The organism is Sphingomonas sp. SUN019, from assembly GCF_024758705.1.
GTDB lineage: Bacteria > Pseudomonadota > Alphaproteobacteria > Sphingomonadales > Sphingomonadaceae > Sphingomonas.
Genome location: NZ_CP096971.1, coordinates 3,379,648 through 3,395,138 on the forward strand (window position 1 = coordinate 3,379,648; position 15,491 = coordinate 3,395,138).

Genomic DNA, 15,491 nt, shown 5'->3' on the forward strand with positions numbered 1-15,491 from the left:
ACGCAGGGTATAAGGTAGTGCGTAAGATGGCTTTTCGCTGGACCGACGGGGGTGGTGCGCGGCATGGTCGGGCCGTGTCGGCGGTGATCCTCATGGCGGTCGGTGTGTTGTTCGGCGCGCCCGGTTGGGCGACGACGATCGAACGGGTCGAGATCGCGGACGGCCGCGTCGTCATCCGCTTCGACGAGGCGGTGGCGCGGGCGTCGAGTTTCATCCTGGACGGGCCGCAACGGATCGCGATCGACGTCGACGGCGCGAAGCCGGGGCGGCACGGCGAGCCGGGCGGCGAGGTATCGGCGGTGCGACAGGGGTGGCGCGGGACCGACGGCGCGCGCGTGGTGCTGGACCTGATCCAGCCGATGATCGTGTCGGGGGGTGAGTTCGCGGCGGACGGGCGGTCGTTGTCGCTAGACCTGAAGCCGGTGAACGAACGCCGCTTCGCCGCGGCCAGCGCCGCGTCGCCCCTGTCATTCCTGGGCATCAACTGGGGCAGCGCGCGGCCGAAGTACAAGATTTCGGTACCCGTCCCGCCCGCGCGGAAATCGGTCCTGCCGCGGGTCGAGGGTGACGAGACGCGGCCGCTGGTGGTGATCGACGCGGGGCATGGCGGAGTCGATCCCGGCGCGATCAATCCCGAGAGCGGCCTGCGCGAAAAGGACGTGACGCTGAAGGTCGCGCAGGCGATCCGCGACGAATTGCTGGCCAGCGGGCGGGTGCGCGTGGCGCTGACGCGGGGTGACGACCGTTATCTGGTGTTGCGCGAACGCTACGGCATCGCGCGGAAACTGAAGGCCGATTTGTTCATCTCGATCCACTGCGACAGTGTCGGGGCGGGGGATGCATCGGGCGCGACCGCCTACACCCTGTCGGAGGTCGCATCGGACAAGGAAGCCGCTCGACTGGCGGCGCGCGAGAACAAGTCCGACATCATCAACGGCATCGACCTGGACGCCGCGACCGATGTGTCGTCGATCCTGATCGACCTGACCCAGCGCGAGACGATGAACGCCAGCGCGGGCTTCGCGCGACTGCTGGGACGCGAGGCGCGACCGCTGATCCCGGTGAAGCCGAACTTCCACCGCATGGCCTCGCTGATGGTGCTGAAAGCCCCCGATACGCCGTCGATCCTGTTCGAGACGGGATACATCTCGAACCCGCAGGACGCCGCGTTTCTCGACAGCCGCGAGGGGCGGGGGAAGATCGCGGAGAGCGTGAAGCGCGCGGTGGAAATCTATTTCGCGCGGCGAATGGCATCACGGTGAAAGTGACGGCGTCACCATCAGCTTGATCGCGCCTCCGCCGATCAGCGTGTCGAACGCGTCGTTCACGCCTGACAGGCGGGTCTGTCCCGTCACCATCGGCGCGAGCGCGTCGGGGTCGGCGCAGATCATCGCAAAGGCGTCGGCGAATTCGGCGGCGTCATAGGCGAAGACGAACTGCAGCCTGAGTCCCTTCTGGATCAGGAAGGCGGGTTCGATCGCATCGCTTTCCATGCACGTCCCGATGACGACGATCACCGCGCCGACCGGCGCGTCGGTCGCGATGCGCATCAGCATCCCCGGTTTCCCGACACATTCGAACAGCACTGCGCGCGATTTGCGGCGCACCGCCGGATCGATCGCCATCGCGTCGGACAGGCCGAGCGGCAGATCGAGATCGTTCCACCATGCCGCACCCTCCGGCCCCGGCGCGACCGCCAGGTCGGCGCCCATCCGCTCGGCCATCGCGCGGCGGACGGGATCGGGCTCGATCGCCAGGATCGGGGCGAGGCCCAACGCGCGCAGCCGTGCGATCACGAACAGCCCAACGGGTCCGCAACCGATCACCGCGAAGGCGTCGTCGGGGCCAGGCTGCGCCTGCGCGACCGCATGAACCGCGACCGACAGTGGCTCGGTGAGCGCGGCGACCGGCGTGGGCACATCGTCCGGCACGCGAAAACTCGCCTCGGGCTGCAGCAGCATCCGTTCGGCGAACCCGCCGTAGAAACTGTTCGAATAGCCGAGCAGTTCGACGCCGGTCGGGCCGGTCAGGAACGGCAGCGCGACGACGCGGTCGCCGCTGCGGAAATCGCCCGCCTTTTCCAGCACCTCGCAGCAGAATTCGTGGCCCATCACCACCGGCCGCGCGGGGTCCATGAAGCCGCGGAAACCGGCGCGGTGGAGCAGCCCGCACAGATGCGGCGCATGGTCGCGCGCGTGCAGGTCGCTGCCGCAGATACCGCAGGCGAGCGGCCGGACCATCATCATGCCCGGCTGCGGCTGCGGTTCTGGCACGTCCTCGACCGCGATCCGCGCATTCCTCAGCACCGCCGCCTTCATGTCCCGCTCCTCCCGACCAGCGGCGGTTCTACGCGGGCGGCGCGCACGCGTTCAGGGACAAATCTCCGTCAGTGGAGCTGGCGCGACATTCGCGCGACCAGTGCGGCGCGGTTGTGGATGTGAAGCTTGCGGTAGATGCGGCGCAAATGGTTCTCGATCGTGAACTGCGACAGGCCGACCAGATAGGCGATTTCCTTGTTCTGCTTGCCCGCGCAGATCAGGTTCGCGATCTGCGCCTCGCGCGCGGTGAGGCCCAGTGTCGGCGGCTCGTCCGCGCCACCAAGTGCATGGCGCAACGCGAGACAACCGCTCTCGCGCGCCGTCACCTCCTCGAACAATTGCGTCGCCACCAGGTCGGCGAGCGTCCCGAGCCGGTGTTCGAGCAACGCGACCGGCACGTCGCCGCTTCGCTTCGTGGTGCGCGCACGGTGGGTGCCGACGATCAGGCACAAATGCGGGGTCAGGCGGCGCGTCCACGCCCCGACGACGTCGATCCCATGCTGCGACAGGAACGCGCGATAATCGGGCGCATGATCGGCGCGCGCGGCGAGCGACCGTTCGCCCCAGCGCACGAACCGGCCGCGTCCGCCGCTGTCATCGACCAGCAACGACCGCGTGAACGGATCGGATTCGAACACGCGCTCGGCATAGCAATGCTGCGCCTCTTCGCTGACGTTGACGTGATGGAGGTACGACAAAGCGGGGACGCCGCACGTTTCGTCGTAGAAGAAGATCGACGCGGTATCGAGGGTACAGTCGGCCACGATCTGACCGGTCAGCGAAACGATGTCGGGGCGTGGCCGCATGGTCGCTCTCCTCCCAGGCGCGCCGCTTTACGGGCGCTTTCCCGTCGTCCAATATTGTCGGACGATACTGCCCGACTATATCGCGAAGTGGAGCATAGATCAAACAAGCCCGGCCGCGCCCATTTTTGAAGGGCGCGGCCGGTCAGGTGGGAAGTATCGTTCAGAAACGGACGGACAGCGTTGCCCCGGCCCAGCGCGGAAAATTATAGACGACCTCCCCGCTGTTGCCGACCGCGGACACGTCGAACAGGTTGATCGGGCGGCGCGTGTCGAAGATGTTGTTGACGTACACGCTAAGCCCCCAACGATCGTCGGGCGCATTATACCCGGCCAGCGCGTCGGCGACGAAGATCGACGGGATACGCGTCGACGGATTGTTCAGCGAATCTCGGAACATCGACGTGCGGTAACGTGCCGCGCCCTGCACGAACAACCCGCCGCCCAGCGAATCCCATTCGTAGCGGACGCGCGCGTTGGCGGTGAAGCGCGGCGCGAGCGGCAGCCGGTTGTCGGACAGGATCGGCACCGCGCCGGTCGGGTTGAAGATGTCCTGCACCTTGGTGTGGACATAGCCGCCCGCCGCAAAGATGTTCAGCCCCGGCATCGGGCGCAGCGTCAGTTCGGCCTCGCCGCCGTAGATTTTCGCATCGTTGTTGGTGATGACGTTGGTGATGCCGATCAGGCTGGTGTTCTGCATATCCTGATAATCATAGTAGAACAGCGCGGCGTTGAAGCGGACGACGCCGTTCGCGAAGGTCGATTTCACGCCCACCTCGTAAGCGTTGTTGGTTTCCTCCTTAAACGGGCGCAGCGCGGGATCGGTGCCTGCGACGTTGCCGGTGATGAACCCGCCGCTCTTCACCCCGCGGCGGTATCCGGCGTAGAGCAGAACGTCGTCGCTCGGCTTGAAATTGACCTGCGCGTTGGCGTTGAACAGCCCCTTGTTGAACACCGCCAGGTCGCCGTTCGCCTGCCGGTTGAGGATGGTGAACACCGCGCCGGGCGATGCGAACACCTGCTGCCGGAACGCCTCGAACGCCTCGATCGTGCGCGGCAGCGGCGTGGTCAGCGGAATGTCGAGCGTGAACGCGTCGATGCTGTCGAGCACCTTGTCGTCATGCGTGTAGCGCACGCCCGCGATCAGCGTGACGCGATCGCCGATGTCGAACTCGCCTTGCCCGAAGAAGGCGTAGCTTTTCAGCCGTTGCCGGTCGAGGAAGCCCTGTCCGTAGTAACTGGTGACGAACGGCGTGATGTCGGGGCTGAAGAACAACGGCGTGCCCGACGTCGTGCGGATCTTGTGGTCGAGATAATTGCCCCCGAAGGTCAACCGGAACGGCCCCGAATCGAACAATCCGCGCGCCTCTGTCATCCAGTGCGTCGAGCGCGACTGGTTGGAGAAATTGCAGATCGCTAGCGGCGTATGGTCGCAATCCTCGACGCTGTACTTGTTCGATTTGAGATACCCGCCCAGCGCGGTAAAGCTGAGCGTATCGCTGGCGCGGAACGTCATCGTCGCCAGATAATGCTGCATCTTGCTGGAGATTTCGTTCGCGCCGTTGGCGTTGGTGACGTCGGTCTCGCTCGCGCCGATATTGGCCTGGTTCTGCCCGAACGCATCGGTCGCCAGCGCATAGGTGCCGGGCAGGCCGGGAATCGCGCCGACCGGATAGGCCTTTTCATTGCCCGCCGCGACCGGCCCCATCCGGCCGTATTCGGCCTTCAGCAACAGCGAGAAATCCTCGTTCGGCTTGTAATAGGCCTGCAGTCGCCCCGCCCAGAACTTGCTCTTGCCGCCGTCGCGCCACGTCGATTCCGGGTTGATGTTGCGCAGATATCCGTCGCCGTGATCGAACGAGAACGCGCCGCGGATCGCGAAGCTGTCGCTGATCGCGAAATTCGCCATTCCTTCGCTACGGAACGTGCCGAACATCGCGACCGTGCCCAGCAGGCGCGCGCTGGTGTCGTCGAATTCGGGGCGGTTGGTGTAATAGTTGATCGACCCCGCGGTCGAATTGCGCCCCTGCACCGTGCCCTGCGGCCCGCGCGCCACCTCGGTGCGCGCGATGTCGAACGACAGGAAATCGGCCTGCCCCGCGCCGATCATGTAGAAATCGTCGACATAGGCGGTGGCGGTCGCCTCCGTCGTGTCCTGGAAATCGGGCTGGCCGACGCCGCGGATCGTGATCTGGGTGTTGAAACCGGGCGCGGCGTAGGACCGGATGATCTCGATATTGGGCGAGGTGTTGGCGATGTCGAGCGCGGTATTGACGTTCAGCGCGCGCATCTGTTCGCCGGTCAGCGCGCTGATCGAGATGCCGACCGACTGCAGATTCTGTTCGCGGCGGTTGGCGGTGACGATGATGTCGTCGGGCGCGATCTGAGTCGCCTGCGCCGCGGTCGCATCAGGTGCGGGCGGCGCGTCCTGCGCCTGCGCCGATCCGGCCGCGACGATCACCGCGGCGGCGGATGCGGTCAGCCATCCCTTGCGCATCGTATGTCCTCCCCTGATTTTCGCCAGCAAGAGAAAATACGCCAGCGGGGCAGGGGTCAGCGATGGGCGGAATCTGGCTAATCAACCGGAATCCTCCCCTGCAAGGGGAGGTGGCGCGAAGCGCCGGAGGGGTATCGCGCTCTCGATAGGGTGACACCCCTCCGTCTCGCTACGCGAGCCACCTCCCCTTGCGGGGGAGGATTGAGGAACCTCGCCCGGGCCTCTGACATCAGGCGGCGAGGAAGCCGCCGTCGACCGCCATCGGATGCCCGGTCATGTAACTCGCCCGGTCGGAGGCCATGAAGACGACCGCCTCGGCCAACTCCTCGGGATCGGCGATGCGGTTCACCGGGTTCGCGCGCGCCTTCACCTTGAGCGATTCAGGATCGTGGCGCTTGCTCATCATGCCCCCGAACGTCGCGCCGGGGCACAAAGCGTTCACGCGGATGCCTTCCTCGGCATAACGCAGCGCGGCGGACCGCGTCAGGCCGACGACGGCGTGCTTGCTGGCGACATAGCCCGGCCCGGCTATCCCCGAGAATCCGGCGGTGGACGCGGTGTTGACGATGCTGCCCGATCGCGCGGGCGCCATGTGGCGCAACTCGGCGATCATGCAGATCATCATGCCGCGCACGTTCACCTCCATCGTCCTGTCGAACAGGTCCAGCCGGTCCCAGTGATCGCGCTTGTTCTCGATATTGATGCCGGCGTTGTTGAACGCGATGTCGATCCGTCCCCAGCGCGCGACCAGCCCGTCCACCGCCGCGTCGACCGCTACGTGATCGGTGATGTCGAGTGTGACCGCATAAGCGTCGCCGCCGATCGCGGTTGCGGTCTCCTCTGCACCGTCGAGGTCGGCGACCAGCACCTTCGCCCCCTCGCGCGCAAAGGCGATGCACGTCGCGCGGCCGATCCCGCTGCCGCCGCCGGTGACGAACGCGGTCTTGCCGTCCAGCATCCCCACCAGCGTCATAGCGCCAACCGCCCGCCCTCGATCGCGACCGACTGACCGGTGATGTAGGATGCGGCGTCGGACGCGAGGAACAGGATCAGTTCGGCGGCTTCCTCAGACGTGCCGAGCCGCTTCATCGGCGGCCCTGCCGCAATATGATCCTTGCCGCCGACCTTCAGCGCGACGCGGTCGAGCATCGGCGTGTCGATCTGTCCCGGCGCGATCGCGTTGACGCGGATGTTCATCGGCGCGCCCTCGATCGCGCCGACCTTCGTCAGCCCCTCAACCGCGTGCTTGCTGGCGCAATAAAGCCCCAGGCCCGGCCGCCCGCGAAACGCCATCGTCGACGACAGGTTGACGATGCTGCCCCCGCCGCTCGCCTGCATCGCCAGCATTTCGTGCTTCATCGCCAGCAGCGTGCCGCGCACGTTGATGTCGAATGCGTCGGCATAATTCTCCGCGGTCTGTTCGGTGATCGGGCCCGCGATCCCGTCGGTTCCGGCGTTGTTGACCGCGATGTCGAGCCGCCCGAAGCGGTCGACGGCGTGCGCGACCAATGCGGCGATCTCGTCCTCCGATCGAACGTCGCAGCCGCAATACGACGCGGTTCCGCCCGCGTCGGCGATCTCCGCGACCAGCGCCTCACCCTCGGCATCGCGACGGCCCGACACGACGACTTTCGCGCCGCGCGCGCCGAGCGCCACCGCAGTCGCGCGTCCGATTCCCGAGAGCGCGCCCGTCACCAGCGCGACCTTGCCCTCCATCGGCCCCATCTCCCGAAATAATACCGGGAAATGGATTTCGCGTGCGCGCGCCGACAGGGACGAGTTTCCGTCCATTGGACACGCGTGTCCGCATCGCGATCCTCTCGCCGAGATGATCGAGCTGACGCCAGACCTGCTCTCACGCTACCTGACGACCGCCATCCCGGAGTGGACCGCGGCGGAGGTGACGCGGCTCGACCGCCTGCCGCTCGGCGCGTCGCGCGAAACCTACCGGCTCGACGTGCGCGTGAACGGCGCGGAAACGCTGCCGCTGATCCTGCGCCGCGATCCCCCGGCCAGCCTGGTCGGCACCGACGCGCGCACCGAATACGAAAGCTACCGCGCGATTCACGGCCACGGCGTCCCCGTCCCGCGTATGATCCATTTCGAGACCGATACCGCCAAGCTGGGCGGCGCGGTGATGATCGCGGAGGATCTGCGCGGGTTCCACAACAGCGAATATCAGCTGCAGGAACCCGCCTGGGCCGACAGGCTGCCGCGCATCGCCCAACAGATGTGGGGCATGATGGGGACGCTCGCCGCGGTCGATGTGGCGACGCTGGACCTGTCCTTCATGCCGCCCGCGACAATCGAGGGCGCGGCGAAACAGGAGCTCGACCTGTGGGTGGCGAAGTTCCGCGCCAATGCGAGCGGACCCGACCCGATCTTCGAAGCGGCGGCGCGCGAGCTGGAGCGGACGCTGCCGATTGCGCAGAAACTGGCGATGGTCCACGGCGATTTCCGCGCGGGAAACTTCCTCTACGACGACGACGCAACGGTGCGCGCGATCCTCGACTGGGAAATGGCCCACCTCGGCGATCCGCTCGAGGATCTGGCGTGGAGCATCAACCGCGGTTTCTGCTTCGGCAAGGACGATCGCCGGTCGGGCATCGCCCCGCGCGAACAGGTGATCGCGATCTGGGAGAAAGCCAGCGGCCTGACCGCCGATCCGGCGCGTCTGCGCTGGTACGAGCTGTTTTCGGACGTGAAGGCGCAGGCGCTCTGGGTGTCGGCGGCGAACGTGTGGACGACGTCGGAGAACAAGGACGTGATCCTGGGCTACGCCAGTTGGTGGCTGCAGAATACGCAGAACCGCGCGATGCTCGAAACGATGGGGCGGTTGTGAGCCCGGCCATCGCCGCGGTCCTCACGGACCATTCGCAGCGGCTGCTGACCCGCATCGCGCCGCAGCTGACCGGGTTCGACGCCAACAGCGTGTCGATGATCGGGCTGATGCTGCAGATGGTGGCGGACCAGTGGGACGGCGCGGCGGCGATGCGCGTCGAGGAAAACCGCGCGATCCGCGGACTGTTTCGCGATGCGGCGGCCCTGGTCGAGGGGAGCGACCTCGGCGCGCGGATCGCGGAACTGGCGGCGGGCGAGGACGACGACCTGCACCTCAACGCGCTGGAGGCGACGAACCACGCGCTGCGCGCCGCGCTGATCGAACTGCACGCGACGGTCGAGCAATGCGCCGATGCGGCGGCGATCAACGATGCGATCTGGGCCGAGCTGCGCCGCTCGACCGACCGCCGCCGCATCGCCTCGGCCAATTTTTAGGAGCGTTCGATGCTGATCCTGATGGACGATTATCCCATCCACCAGACCGCCGAGCCGCTGTCGTATATGGCGTCCAGCGAGCGCAATATGTACGCGCGTTACTGGTACAACGGCTATGATTTCGACGGCGAGTTCTACATCGGCGTCGCCTTTGCGGCTTATCCCAATCGCGAGGTGATGGATGGCGCGGTGTCGATCGTGCGCAAGGATGGTACACAGGACAGCTTCCGCGCCTCGCGCCGGCTGCGTGGGGACCGCACCGACCTGTACGCCGGGCCGATGCGGCACGAGATCGTCGAGCCGATGCGGACGGTGCGGGTGACGGTGGAGAAGAACGACACCGGCTTCACCTGTGACCTGACCTTCCACGCCAGCACCGTGACGCACGAGGAGCCCGCCGACCACATGAAGCAGGGTGTGCGCACCGTCGCGCAGATGAAAAGGTTCAGCCAGTTCGGCCGGTGGGAGGGCTGGATCGAGGTGAACGGGAAACGCCAGGAGATCGACCCCGCGACGACCTATGGCACCAAAGACCGCTCATGGGGCTGGCGCTGGACCGGGGAGAGCGAACAGGGGATCGCGCGCGACCAGCCCGAACAATTCTTCTGGCTGTGGGCCCCGCTCCACTGGCAGGATCGCTGCACGCATTGGGGGCAGCACGAATATGCCGACGGCAAGCGCTGGAAGGAATTCGCGCAGGTCTTTCCGACGCACCCGGTCGAAACCCGCTTCGATCCCTTGGCCGACGAAGTGGAGGAAGTGGTGTGCGGCGATCACCGCCTGACCTTTGCTAAAGGATCGCGGATGATCGAGCGGGCGGAGATCGACACGCTTTATCCCGACGGGCGCACCGAGACGTTCGTGCTGGAACCGCTGCTGCGCTATCACATGATCGGCACCGGCTATAATCATCCCGAATGGGGCCACGGCTTTTACAAGGGCGAGGAAGCGCACACGCTGGAACATTGGAATATCGACGACCTGGACCTGAACGCGCCGCGTTACCTGCACGTCCAGCATGTCGTCCGCGCGACGTGCGGCGACAAGGTCGGGGTAGGGGCGCTGGAGCAATACATCACCGGCCCGCACGCGCGATACGGGCTGACGGGGTTCCTCGATCCGACGTGACTACCGGTCGAACATCGCCAGGTCGGTAAACCGGACATTGTCCTTCGCGATCCCGTCCAGCACGACCTGCATCCCGCCCGCGCGGATCATCCATTCCAGGCGGTGATCGCGGAACTGGCGGCGGAACGCGCCGCTGTCGAGCAGCCCGACGTAATGCTCCATCCCCGCGACCGATGCCGCCGCCTCGCCGATCGTCGTCGCTACCGCGGGGCGCGCCATCACGCGGTCGATCCAGGCGTTCAGCGCGGTATCCGGCGCGGGGCCGACGCCAAAGATCTGCGACATCGTGACATAGGGCACCGCGACCAGATCGGCCCAGCCATAAGCGTCGCCGCTCAGCCAGCCGCTGGCATCGATCTGCCGTTCCAGCCAGCGGTGCAGGACTGCGGTCTCCTCCGCCGCCACGCGCCGCAAATCCTCCGCAATGCCGTTGCCGCGCCCGAAGAAGCGCAGTTCGCCCAGGCCCCAGTTGATCGCCTCGAAATGCGTGTCGCACACCTCCTCGATCATCCGGCATTGCGCGGCGCGGAGCGGGTCGGCTGGGCGCAATGCAGGCTCGGGATGAACGTCCTCCAGATATTCCAGGATGACGCTGGAATCGTAGATCGTGGTGTCGCCGACGACCAGCGCAGGCACCTCCAGCCGCGGGTTGTGCGCAGCATATCCGCGGCCGTCGCCGCTGCCGAGACCATCGGGGATGCGCGCATCGAACGCCACGCCCTTCTCGCGCAGCATGATGCGCACCTTCTGCGCATAGGGTGACAACGGGTGATCGTAGAGGATCATCGCGGACCTCACATGTTCTTCAGCGTCGACAGCTGCGCGCGGAATACGGTGCGTTCGGGGCCGTCCTCCATGGGAATGCCGCCGCGCCGGTCGAGTTCGGCCAGCACCGCATCGTCGGCGGAGAAGTCGTATTCGTACCGCTCGCGTCCGCCGTCCACGAACCATGCGTAGGAATCGGCCAGCCCCTCGGCCAGCGTCAGTTGCGGTTCCCACCCCAGATCGCGCCGCGCCTTGTCGATCGAGAACACCATGCTGCCACGGCTCGCCTCCAGCCAATGCACGATCGGGGAGCGCATATCGGCGGGCAGGTCGTTCGGCATGACGATGATGTCCGGCGCAACGCCCACCGCCTCGGCCATCAGCCGCATGTAATTGACGATGCTGCAGAATTGCTTGCCCGCGACATTGTAGATCTGGCCAACCGCGGCCTCTTTCCCCAGCACCGCGACCAGCGCGCGCGCCACGTCGCGGGTGTTGATGAAATGGACCATCGCCTCGACCTTGCCCGCGATCAGCAGCGGGCGGCCCTCCTCCAGCCGCTTGAACGTACCGGGCTCGCGCGACACCGCGGGACTCATCGGGCCGCAGCTGTGGCTGACGCGCAGGCTGGTGAAGGGAAATCCGTTCGCGGCGTGTTCGCGCGCGAGCAAATCCTCGCACTGCACCTTACCCGCGGCGTAAGCCCCGTACAGCGCGGTCGCGGCATCGCGCCCCACCGCGCTGCTTTCGTCGATCGGCTGCGCGGCGGCCATCTCATATACCGCGATCGAGCTGGTGAAGACGAAATGCCGCACGCGCCCGCGGAACAGATCGATCATCGGAACCAGATGCTCCGGCGTATAGGACGTATTGTCGAACACCGCGTCGAAATCGTCGCGCAGCGGACCGAGCACCGCGTCCAGCACCCCCGGTGCATGGCGATCGCCGTGCAACCGCCGCACCCCCGGCGGCAGCGGCGCTTCGTGGCTGTTGAACACGGTCACGTCGTGGCCCTGCGCGACCAGTTCGCGCACGAGCTGGAGCCCGATGTAGCGATTGCCGCCCATCACGAGCACCTTCATCGTCACCCCCATCGAGCCATGCCTCAATCGATGCGCTTTCAGGCTGCCCGAACCCAAGGGACGGAATTCCGTCCGTCGCCCGCCCCCGGCCAGCGCGGCATCACCGATCCGGATCATTGGAGAGACCCGGATATGCGCAATTTCGGTCGGCACGGCATGGAGGATATCGGGCAGCTGATCGCGCTCGACGAACATCTCAACCATCAGATCGCCGACACCTTCACCGCGGTTGCAACATCCGAACATAGCTGGACCGAAAAGATCTGGACCGCGCTGGTCAAGAAGGACGGCAGCTTGGCGGTCGATTTCGGGCTGGGGCGGTACCACAACCGTGGGGTGATGGACGGTTGGGCCGCGGTCGCGCGCGGGACGCAGCAATGGACCGTCCGCGCCAGCCGCGAACTGCGCGACGATCCGATGGAGCTGACCGTCGGGCCGCTGACCTATGCGATCGAGGAGCCGTTCCAGCGGTTGCGCTTCAGCCTGGCGAAGAACGACGTGCAGCCGATCGCGTACGACATCGTATTCGACGCCGCGTTCCCGCCGTTCTTCGAGGATCGCCACCGCCAGCGCGAACCCGACGGTTTTCGCATCGGATCGGACGTCATCCGATATCACCAGTTTGGCCGCCCGAGCGGGTGGATCGAGATCGAGGGCGAGCGGATCGACATCGTCCCCGACGAATGGTGCGAGGTGCGCGATCATAGCTGGGGCACGCGGCTCGACGTCGGGCAGCATTCGGCGGACATCAAGCCGACCACCGATTTCGGCGGCGCGGCGTTCGGCAAGGACGAATTCGTGCTGATCTGGAGCCCGTTCCTGCTGACCGATCCGAACGGAGAGCAGGTCGCGTATCATTTCTATTACATGTCGAAGCGCGGGCACGTGTTCTATTCGTCGGGCTATCGCAACCTGCCCGACGGCACGCAGGAAAAGGTCGGGCGCGTCCGCCCCGAACTGGCCTTCGACGACCGCACCCGACGGCTGAAGGGCGGCCGCGTGCATTTCGACATGCTGCAGGGCGGGACGCGCACGGTCGAGGTCGAGGTCGCAGGGCCGTCCGCGGTTCACCTCGGGCCGGGTCTATACCTCGGGTATGAAGGCAAGAAGCACGGCTCGTGGAAGGGGCCGCTGGAGGTGGAGGGCGACGCGGTGGCCGACACGCTCGACATCCCGACCCTGCAACGCATCCACCAGCTCCGCGATTGCCCGATCCGCGTGACCGAAGGCGACATGACCGGACACGGCATCATGGAAACGATCATCCACGGCGCGGACCCGGCGCTGGGCCTGACGCGAGAAAACTCGCTGGTCTGACAATCCTCGCCTGCAAGGGGAGATGGCGCGTAGCGTCGGAGGGGTGTCGACCTCTCGATAGGCAGACACCCCTCCGTCAGGCTTCGCCTGCCACCTCCCCTTGCAGGGGAGGATTGGAAAAGAGTGCGCCCGCTACACCACCAGATGGTTCATCCGCGCGACCAGCGCGGCGCGGTTGTGGATGCCGAGTTTCTGGTAGATCCGCCGCAGATGGTTCTCGACGGTATATTCGGACAGACTGGCTAGCCAGGCGATCTCCTTGTTCTGGCGGCCTTCGCATACCAGTCGGGCGATATCGGTTTCGCGCGCGGACAGGTTCGGTTTCTCCTTGTTCACGGTCGGCGCGAACAGCGCGACGAGCGAGCGATAGCCCGCGCCGCTGGTCAACAGCGAAGACAAAAGGTTCGTGGCGATCTTGTCCTGCAGCACGCCGATCTGGTGGCCCAGCCGTTCGGTGGGGACGCCCGCGCGGCGCTTGCGATGGCCGGAACGATGCACGCCGATCGTCAGATACAGCCGCGATTGCAGCCGTAGCGTCGAGGCGCCGACGACGTCGATGTCGCGGTGCGACACGAAACGCCAGTAATCGTCCGCGCGCGCGCCGCAGCGCATGATCTCCGGCTGATTGGGCACGCGAAACCCGGCATCGCCGACGCTGTCGGCTTCGTTGATCAGCGTGTCGGTGAACGGATCGACGTCGCAGATGCGGTGCCCGAGATAGGTATCCAGCACCTCGTCCTGCACGCCGTAATTGCCGAGGTAGAACAATCGCGTGGCGGGCGTGGTCTTGTCGGCGATGAACGCGACGGTGCTGTCGATATCGCAATCGTGCGCCAGGTTGCGCGCATAGTCGCCGATGGCGTCGCTCATCTGCATATCGGTCCTCTCCTCCGGACGCGGCTCCCGGATCGGGGGGAACGACGCCATCACCGCGATGCCGCTGCGCCGGCCTTTATGGCCGTGCGCAGCTTACGGCTGACGGACGGATCATGTGGGAAACGATGCGGCAAGTAAAGTTTCCGTGCGCGTTCTACCTCGAAAAACCTGACGGAAATCCGTCGATATCCCGCCAGCGCGGATTGCAGTCAAATGGTTCATTGCAACGCCTGCAGGGCGAATATGATATATAAAAACACTATATAACAACAGTGTATGCGAAACGACGATAGTAACGATGGCGAAATGAGCCGATGGCGATCTCACGCGGAGAATAGGCCAAAGGTGTAAGACAATTCTGTCCGTCGAAATAAGAAGATCGATTGCGACTCGGGGTCAGCGCGGTCGGAGTGGAGAGGGTCGAATGTCGAAGCACGCCTATATCAAACGCGATCTCGATCAGCTGCGACAGCAGATCGCGGCGTGGCTGCCCGATGGCGACAACATGACCGGGCTGCGCGTGTTGTCGGCGGGGCATTCGAACGAGACTTTCTACCTCGAAGGGATCGACCGCGTATTGCGAATGCCGCCGTCGCAGGGTGGGCTGTTGCCGCCGTATGACATGGCGAAACAGCATCGCGTGCTGGCCGCGGTCGGGCGGATGAAGGACGGCCCGCCCGTCCCCGCCGTGTACGAGCTGTGCGAGGATCCCGCGGTGGCGGGCGATCCCTTCTTCGTCATGGAGGCGCTGAAGGGCGAGGAATATGAATACGCCCCGCCGCAGTGGCTGGTCGACGCATCCGACGAACAGCGCACCGCCATGAGCACGCAGTGGATCAACGCCATTGCGGCGCTCCACGATCGCCCCGCCGCGGAGATGCCCGAACCGCACGTCAGCACGCGCGACTATGCCGAGGCGTGCCTGAAGATGACGCAGGTGCCGAACGGCGACGCCAAGCTGATCGCGCTGCTCGAAAATTTCGTGAACGATCCGCTCCCCACCTCGGGCGATCCGACCCCGGTGCACGGCGATCCCAAGATCGGCAACATGATGTGGCGGCCCGACGGGACATTGGTCGCGATGCTCGACTGGGAGATGGCGCATACGGGCGAGCCGCTGCACGATCTCGGCTGGGCATTGTGCCTCTACAACCAGCCGCTGGCGTCGGCCGGGCTCGACCTGCCGGGCTGGCTCCAGCCGGAACAGATGGCGGCGCGGTGGGAGGCGAAGACCGGGCGATCGGCCGCGGGGCTCGACCGCTACATGGTGCTCGCCTTCGCCAAGATCTGCGCGATCAATACTTGGGGCATCCACCTCTACGAATCCGGCCAGACGAAGGACGAACGCTACGCCGCCTGGGGCCGCGGGATGGCGCAACTGCTCGCGATACTCTTCGCGCGCGCCGACAGGCTCTAGCGCGAACCATGC

The 15,491-nt window shown here is 65.8% G+C and carries 14 protein-coding genes; 6 read left to right on the forward strand and 8 right to left on the reverse strand.

The features are described 5' to 3' along the window. Positions 1-26: 26 nt before the first annotated feature. Complete coding sequence (locus tag M0208_RS16260) at positions 27-1,262, forward strand: N-acetylmuramoyl-L-alanine amidase (protein WP_258893288.1); 1,236 nt, start codon at positions 27-29, stop codon at positions 1,260-1,262. On the opposite strand, the gene M0208_RS16265 is transcribed toward M0208_RS16260, so the two are convergent. The 5 genes from M0208_RS16265 to M0208_RS16285 all read right to left on the reverse strand — a co-directional run bounded on the left by M0208_RS16265 (position 1,254) and on the right by M0208_RS16285 (position 7,409). After that, positions 1,254-2,318: an alcohol dehydrogenase catalytic domain-containing protein gene (locus M0208_RS16265; RefSeq protein ID WP_258892711.1), complete on the reverse strand. Its 1,065-nt coding sequence runs from the start codon at positions 2,316-2,318 to the stop codon at positions 1,254-1,256. The two genes, M0208_RS16260 and M0208_RS16265, sit on opposite strands and share 9 nt — an antisense overlap. Positions 2,319-2,386: 68 nt before the next feature. Continuing rightward, entirely contained in the window at positions 2,387-3,124 is a 738-nt protein-coding gene (locus tag M0208_RS16270; RefSeq protein ID WP_258892712.1) for a LuxR C-terminal-related transcriptional regulator, read from the reverse strand. Between the two features lie 160 nt (positions 3,125-3,284). Beyond that, on the reverse strand, positions 3,285-5,618 hold the full coding sequence (locus M0208_RS16275; protein WP_258892713.1) for a TonB-dependent receptor: 2,334 nt from the start codon (positions 5,616-5,618) through the stop codon (positions 3,285-3,287). A gap of 229 nt (positions 5,619-5,847) precedes the next feature. Next, positions 5,848-6,591, reverse strand: a complete 744-nt coding sequence (locus tag M0208_RS16280; RefSeq protein WP_258892714.1) for an SDR family NAD(P)-dependent oxidoreductase — start codon at positions 6,589-6,591, stop codon at positions 5,848-5,850. Next, the gene (locus tag M0208_RS16285; protein WP_258892715.1) at positions 6,588-7,409 is read right to left on the reverse strand and encodes an SDR family NAD(P)-dependent oxidoreductase; all 822 of its coding nucleotides are present in this window, start codon (positions 7,407-7,409) and stop codon (positions 6,588-6,590) included. The genes M0208_RS16280 and M0208_RS16285 overlap by 4 nt, the downstream gene beginning before the upstream one ends. Positions 7,410-7,446: 37 nt before the next feature. On the opposite strand from M0208_RS16285, the gene M0208_RS16290 reads away from it, so the two are divergent. The 3 genes from M0208_RS16290 to M0208_RS16300 are packed head-to-tail and all read left to right on the forward strand — an operon-like array spanning position 7,447 to position 10,022. Beyond that, positions 7,447-8,460: a phosphotransferase family protein gene (locus M0208_RS16290; protein WP_258892716.1), complete on the forward strand. Its 1,014-nt coding sequence runs from the start codon at positions 7,447-7,449 to the stop codon at positions 8,458-8,460. Next, positions 8,457-8,894, forward strand: a complete 438-nt coding sequence (locus M0208_RS16295) for a hypothetical protein (protein WP_258892717.1) — start codon at positions 8,457-8,459, stop codon at positions 8,892-8,894. The genes M0208_RS16290 and M0208_RS16295 overlap by 4 nt, the downstream gene beginning before the upstream one ends. Before the next feature lie 9 nt (positions 8,895-8,903). Further along, positions 8,904-10,022, forward strand: a complete 1,119-nt coding sequence (locus M0208_RS16300; protein ID WP_258892718.1) for a hypothetical protein — start codon at positions 8,904-8,906, stop codon at positions 10,020-10,022. Here M0208_RS16300 and M0208_RS16305 read toward each other — a convergent pair whose 3' ends face one another. Continuing rightward, positions 10,023-10,808: a glutathione S-transferase family protein gene (locus M0208_RS16305; protein WP_258892719.1), complete on the reverse strand. Its 786-nt coding sequence runs from the start codon at positions 10,806-10,808 to the stop codon at positions 10,023-10,025. It abuts the gene before it with no gap. An 8-nt stretch (positions 10,809-10,816) separates the two neighbouring features. Further along, the gene (locus M0208_RS16310; protein WP_258892720.1) at positions 10,817-11,986 is read right to left on the reverse strand and encodes an NAD-dependent epimerase/dehydratase family protein; all 1,170 of its coding nucleotides are present in this window, start codon (positions 11,984-11,986) and stop codon (positions 10,817-10,819) included. A gap of 15 nt (positions 11,987-12,001) precedes the next feature. On the opposite strand from M0208_RS16310, the gene M0208_RS16315 reads away from it, so the two are divergent. Beyond that, positions 12,002-13,186, forward strand: a complete 1,185-nt coding sequence (locus M0208_RS16315) for a hypothetical protein (RefSeq protein WP_258892721.1) — start codon at positions 12,002-12,004, stop codon at positions 13,184-13,186. A gap of 132 nt (positions 13,187-13,318) precedes the next feature. Here the strand turns inward: M0208_RS16315 and M0208_RS16320 are convergent, their stop codons facing one another. Next, on the reverse strand, positions 13,319-14,056 hold the full coding sequence (locus tag M0208_RS16320; RefSeq protein ID WP_258892722.1) for a helix-turn-helix transcriptional regulator: 738 nt from the start codon (positions 14,054-14,056) through the stop codon (positions 13,319-13,321). Positions 14,057-14,486: 430 nt separating this feature from the next. Here M0208_RS16320 and M0208_RS16325 point away from each other — a divergent pair, with 430 nt between their 5' ends. Next, positions 14,487-15,479 (forward strand): phosphotransferase family protein, encoded by a 993-nt coding sequence (locus M0208_RS16325; protein ID WP_258892723.1) that lies wholly within the window; start codon positions 14,487-14,489, stop codon positions 15,477-15,479. The last annotated feature ends 12 nt before the right edge of the window (positions 15,480-15,491 follow it).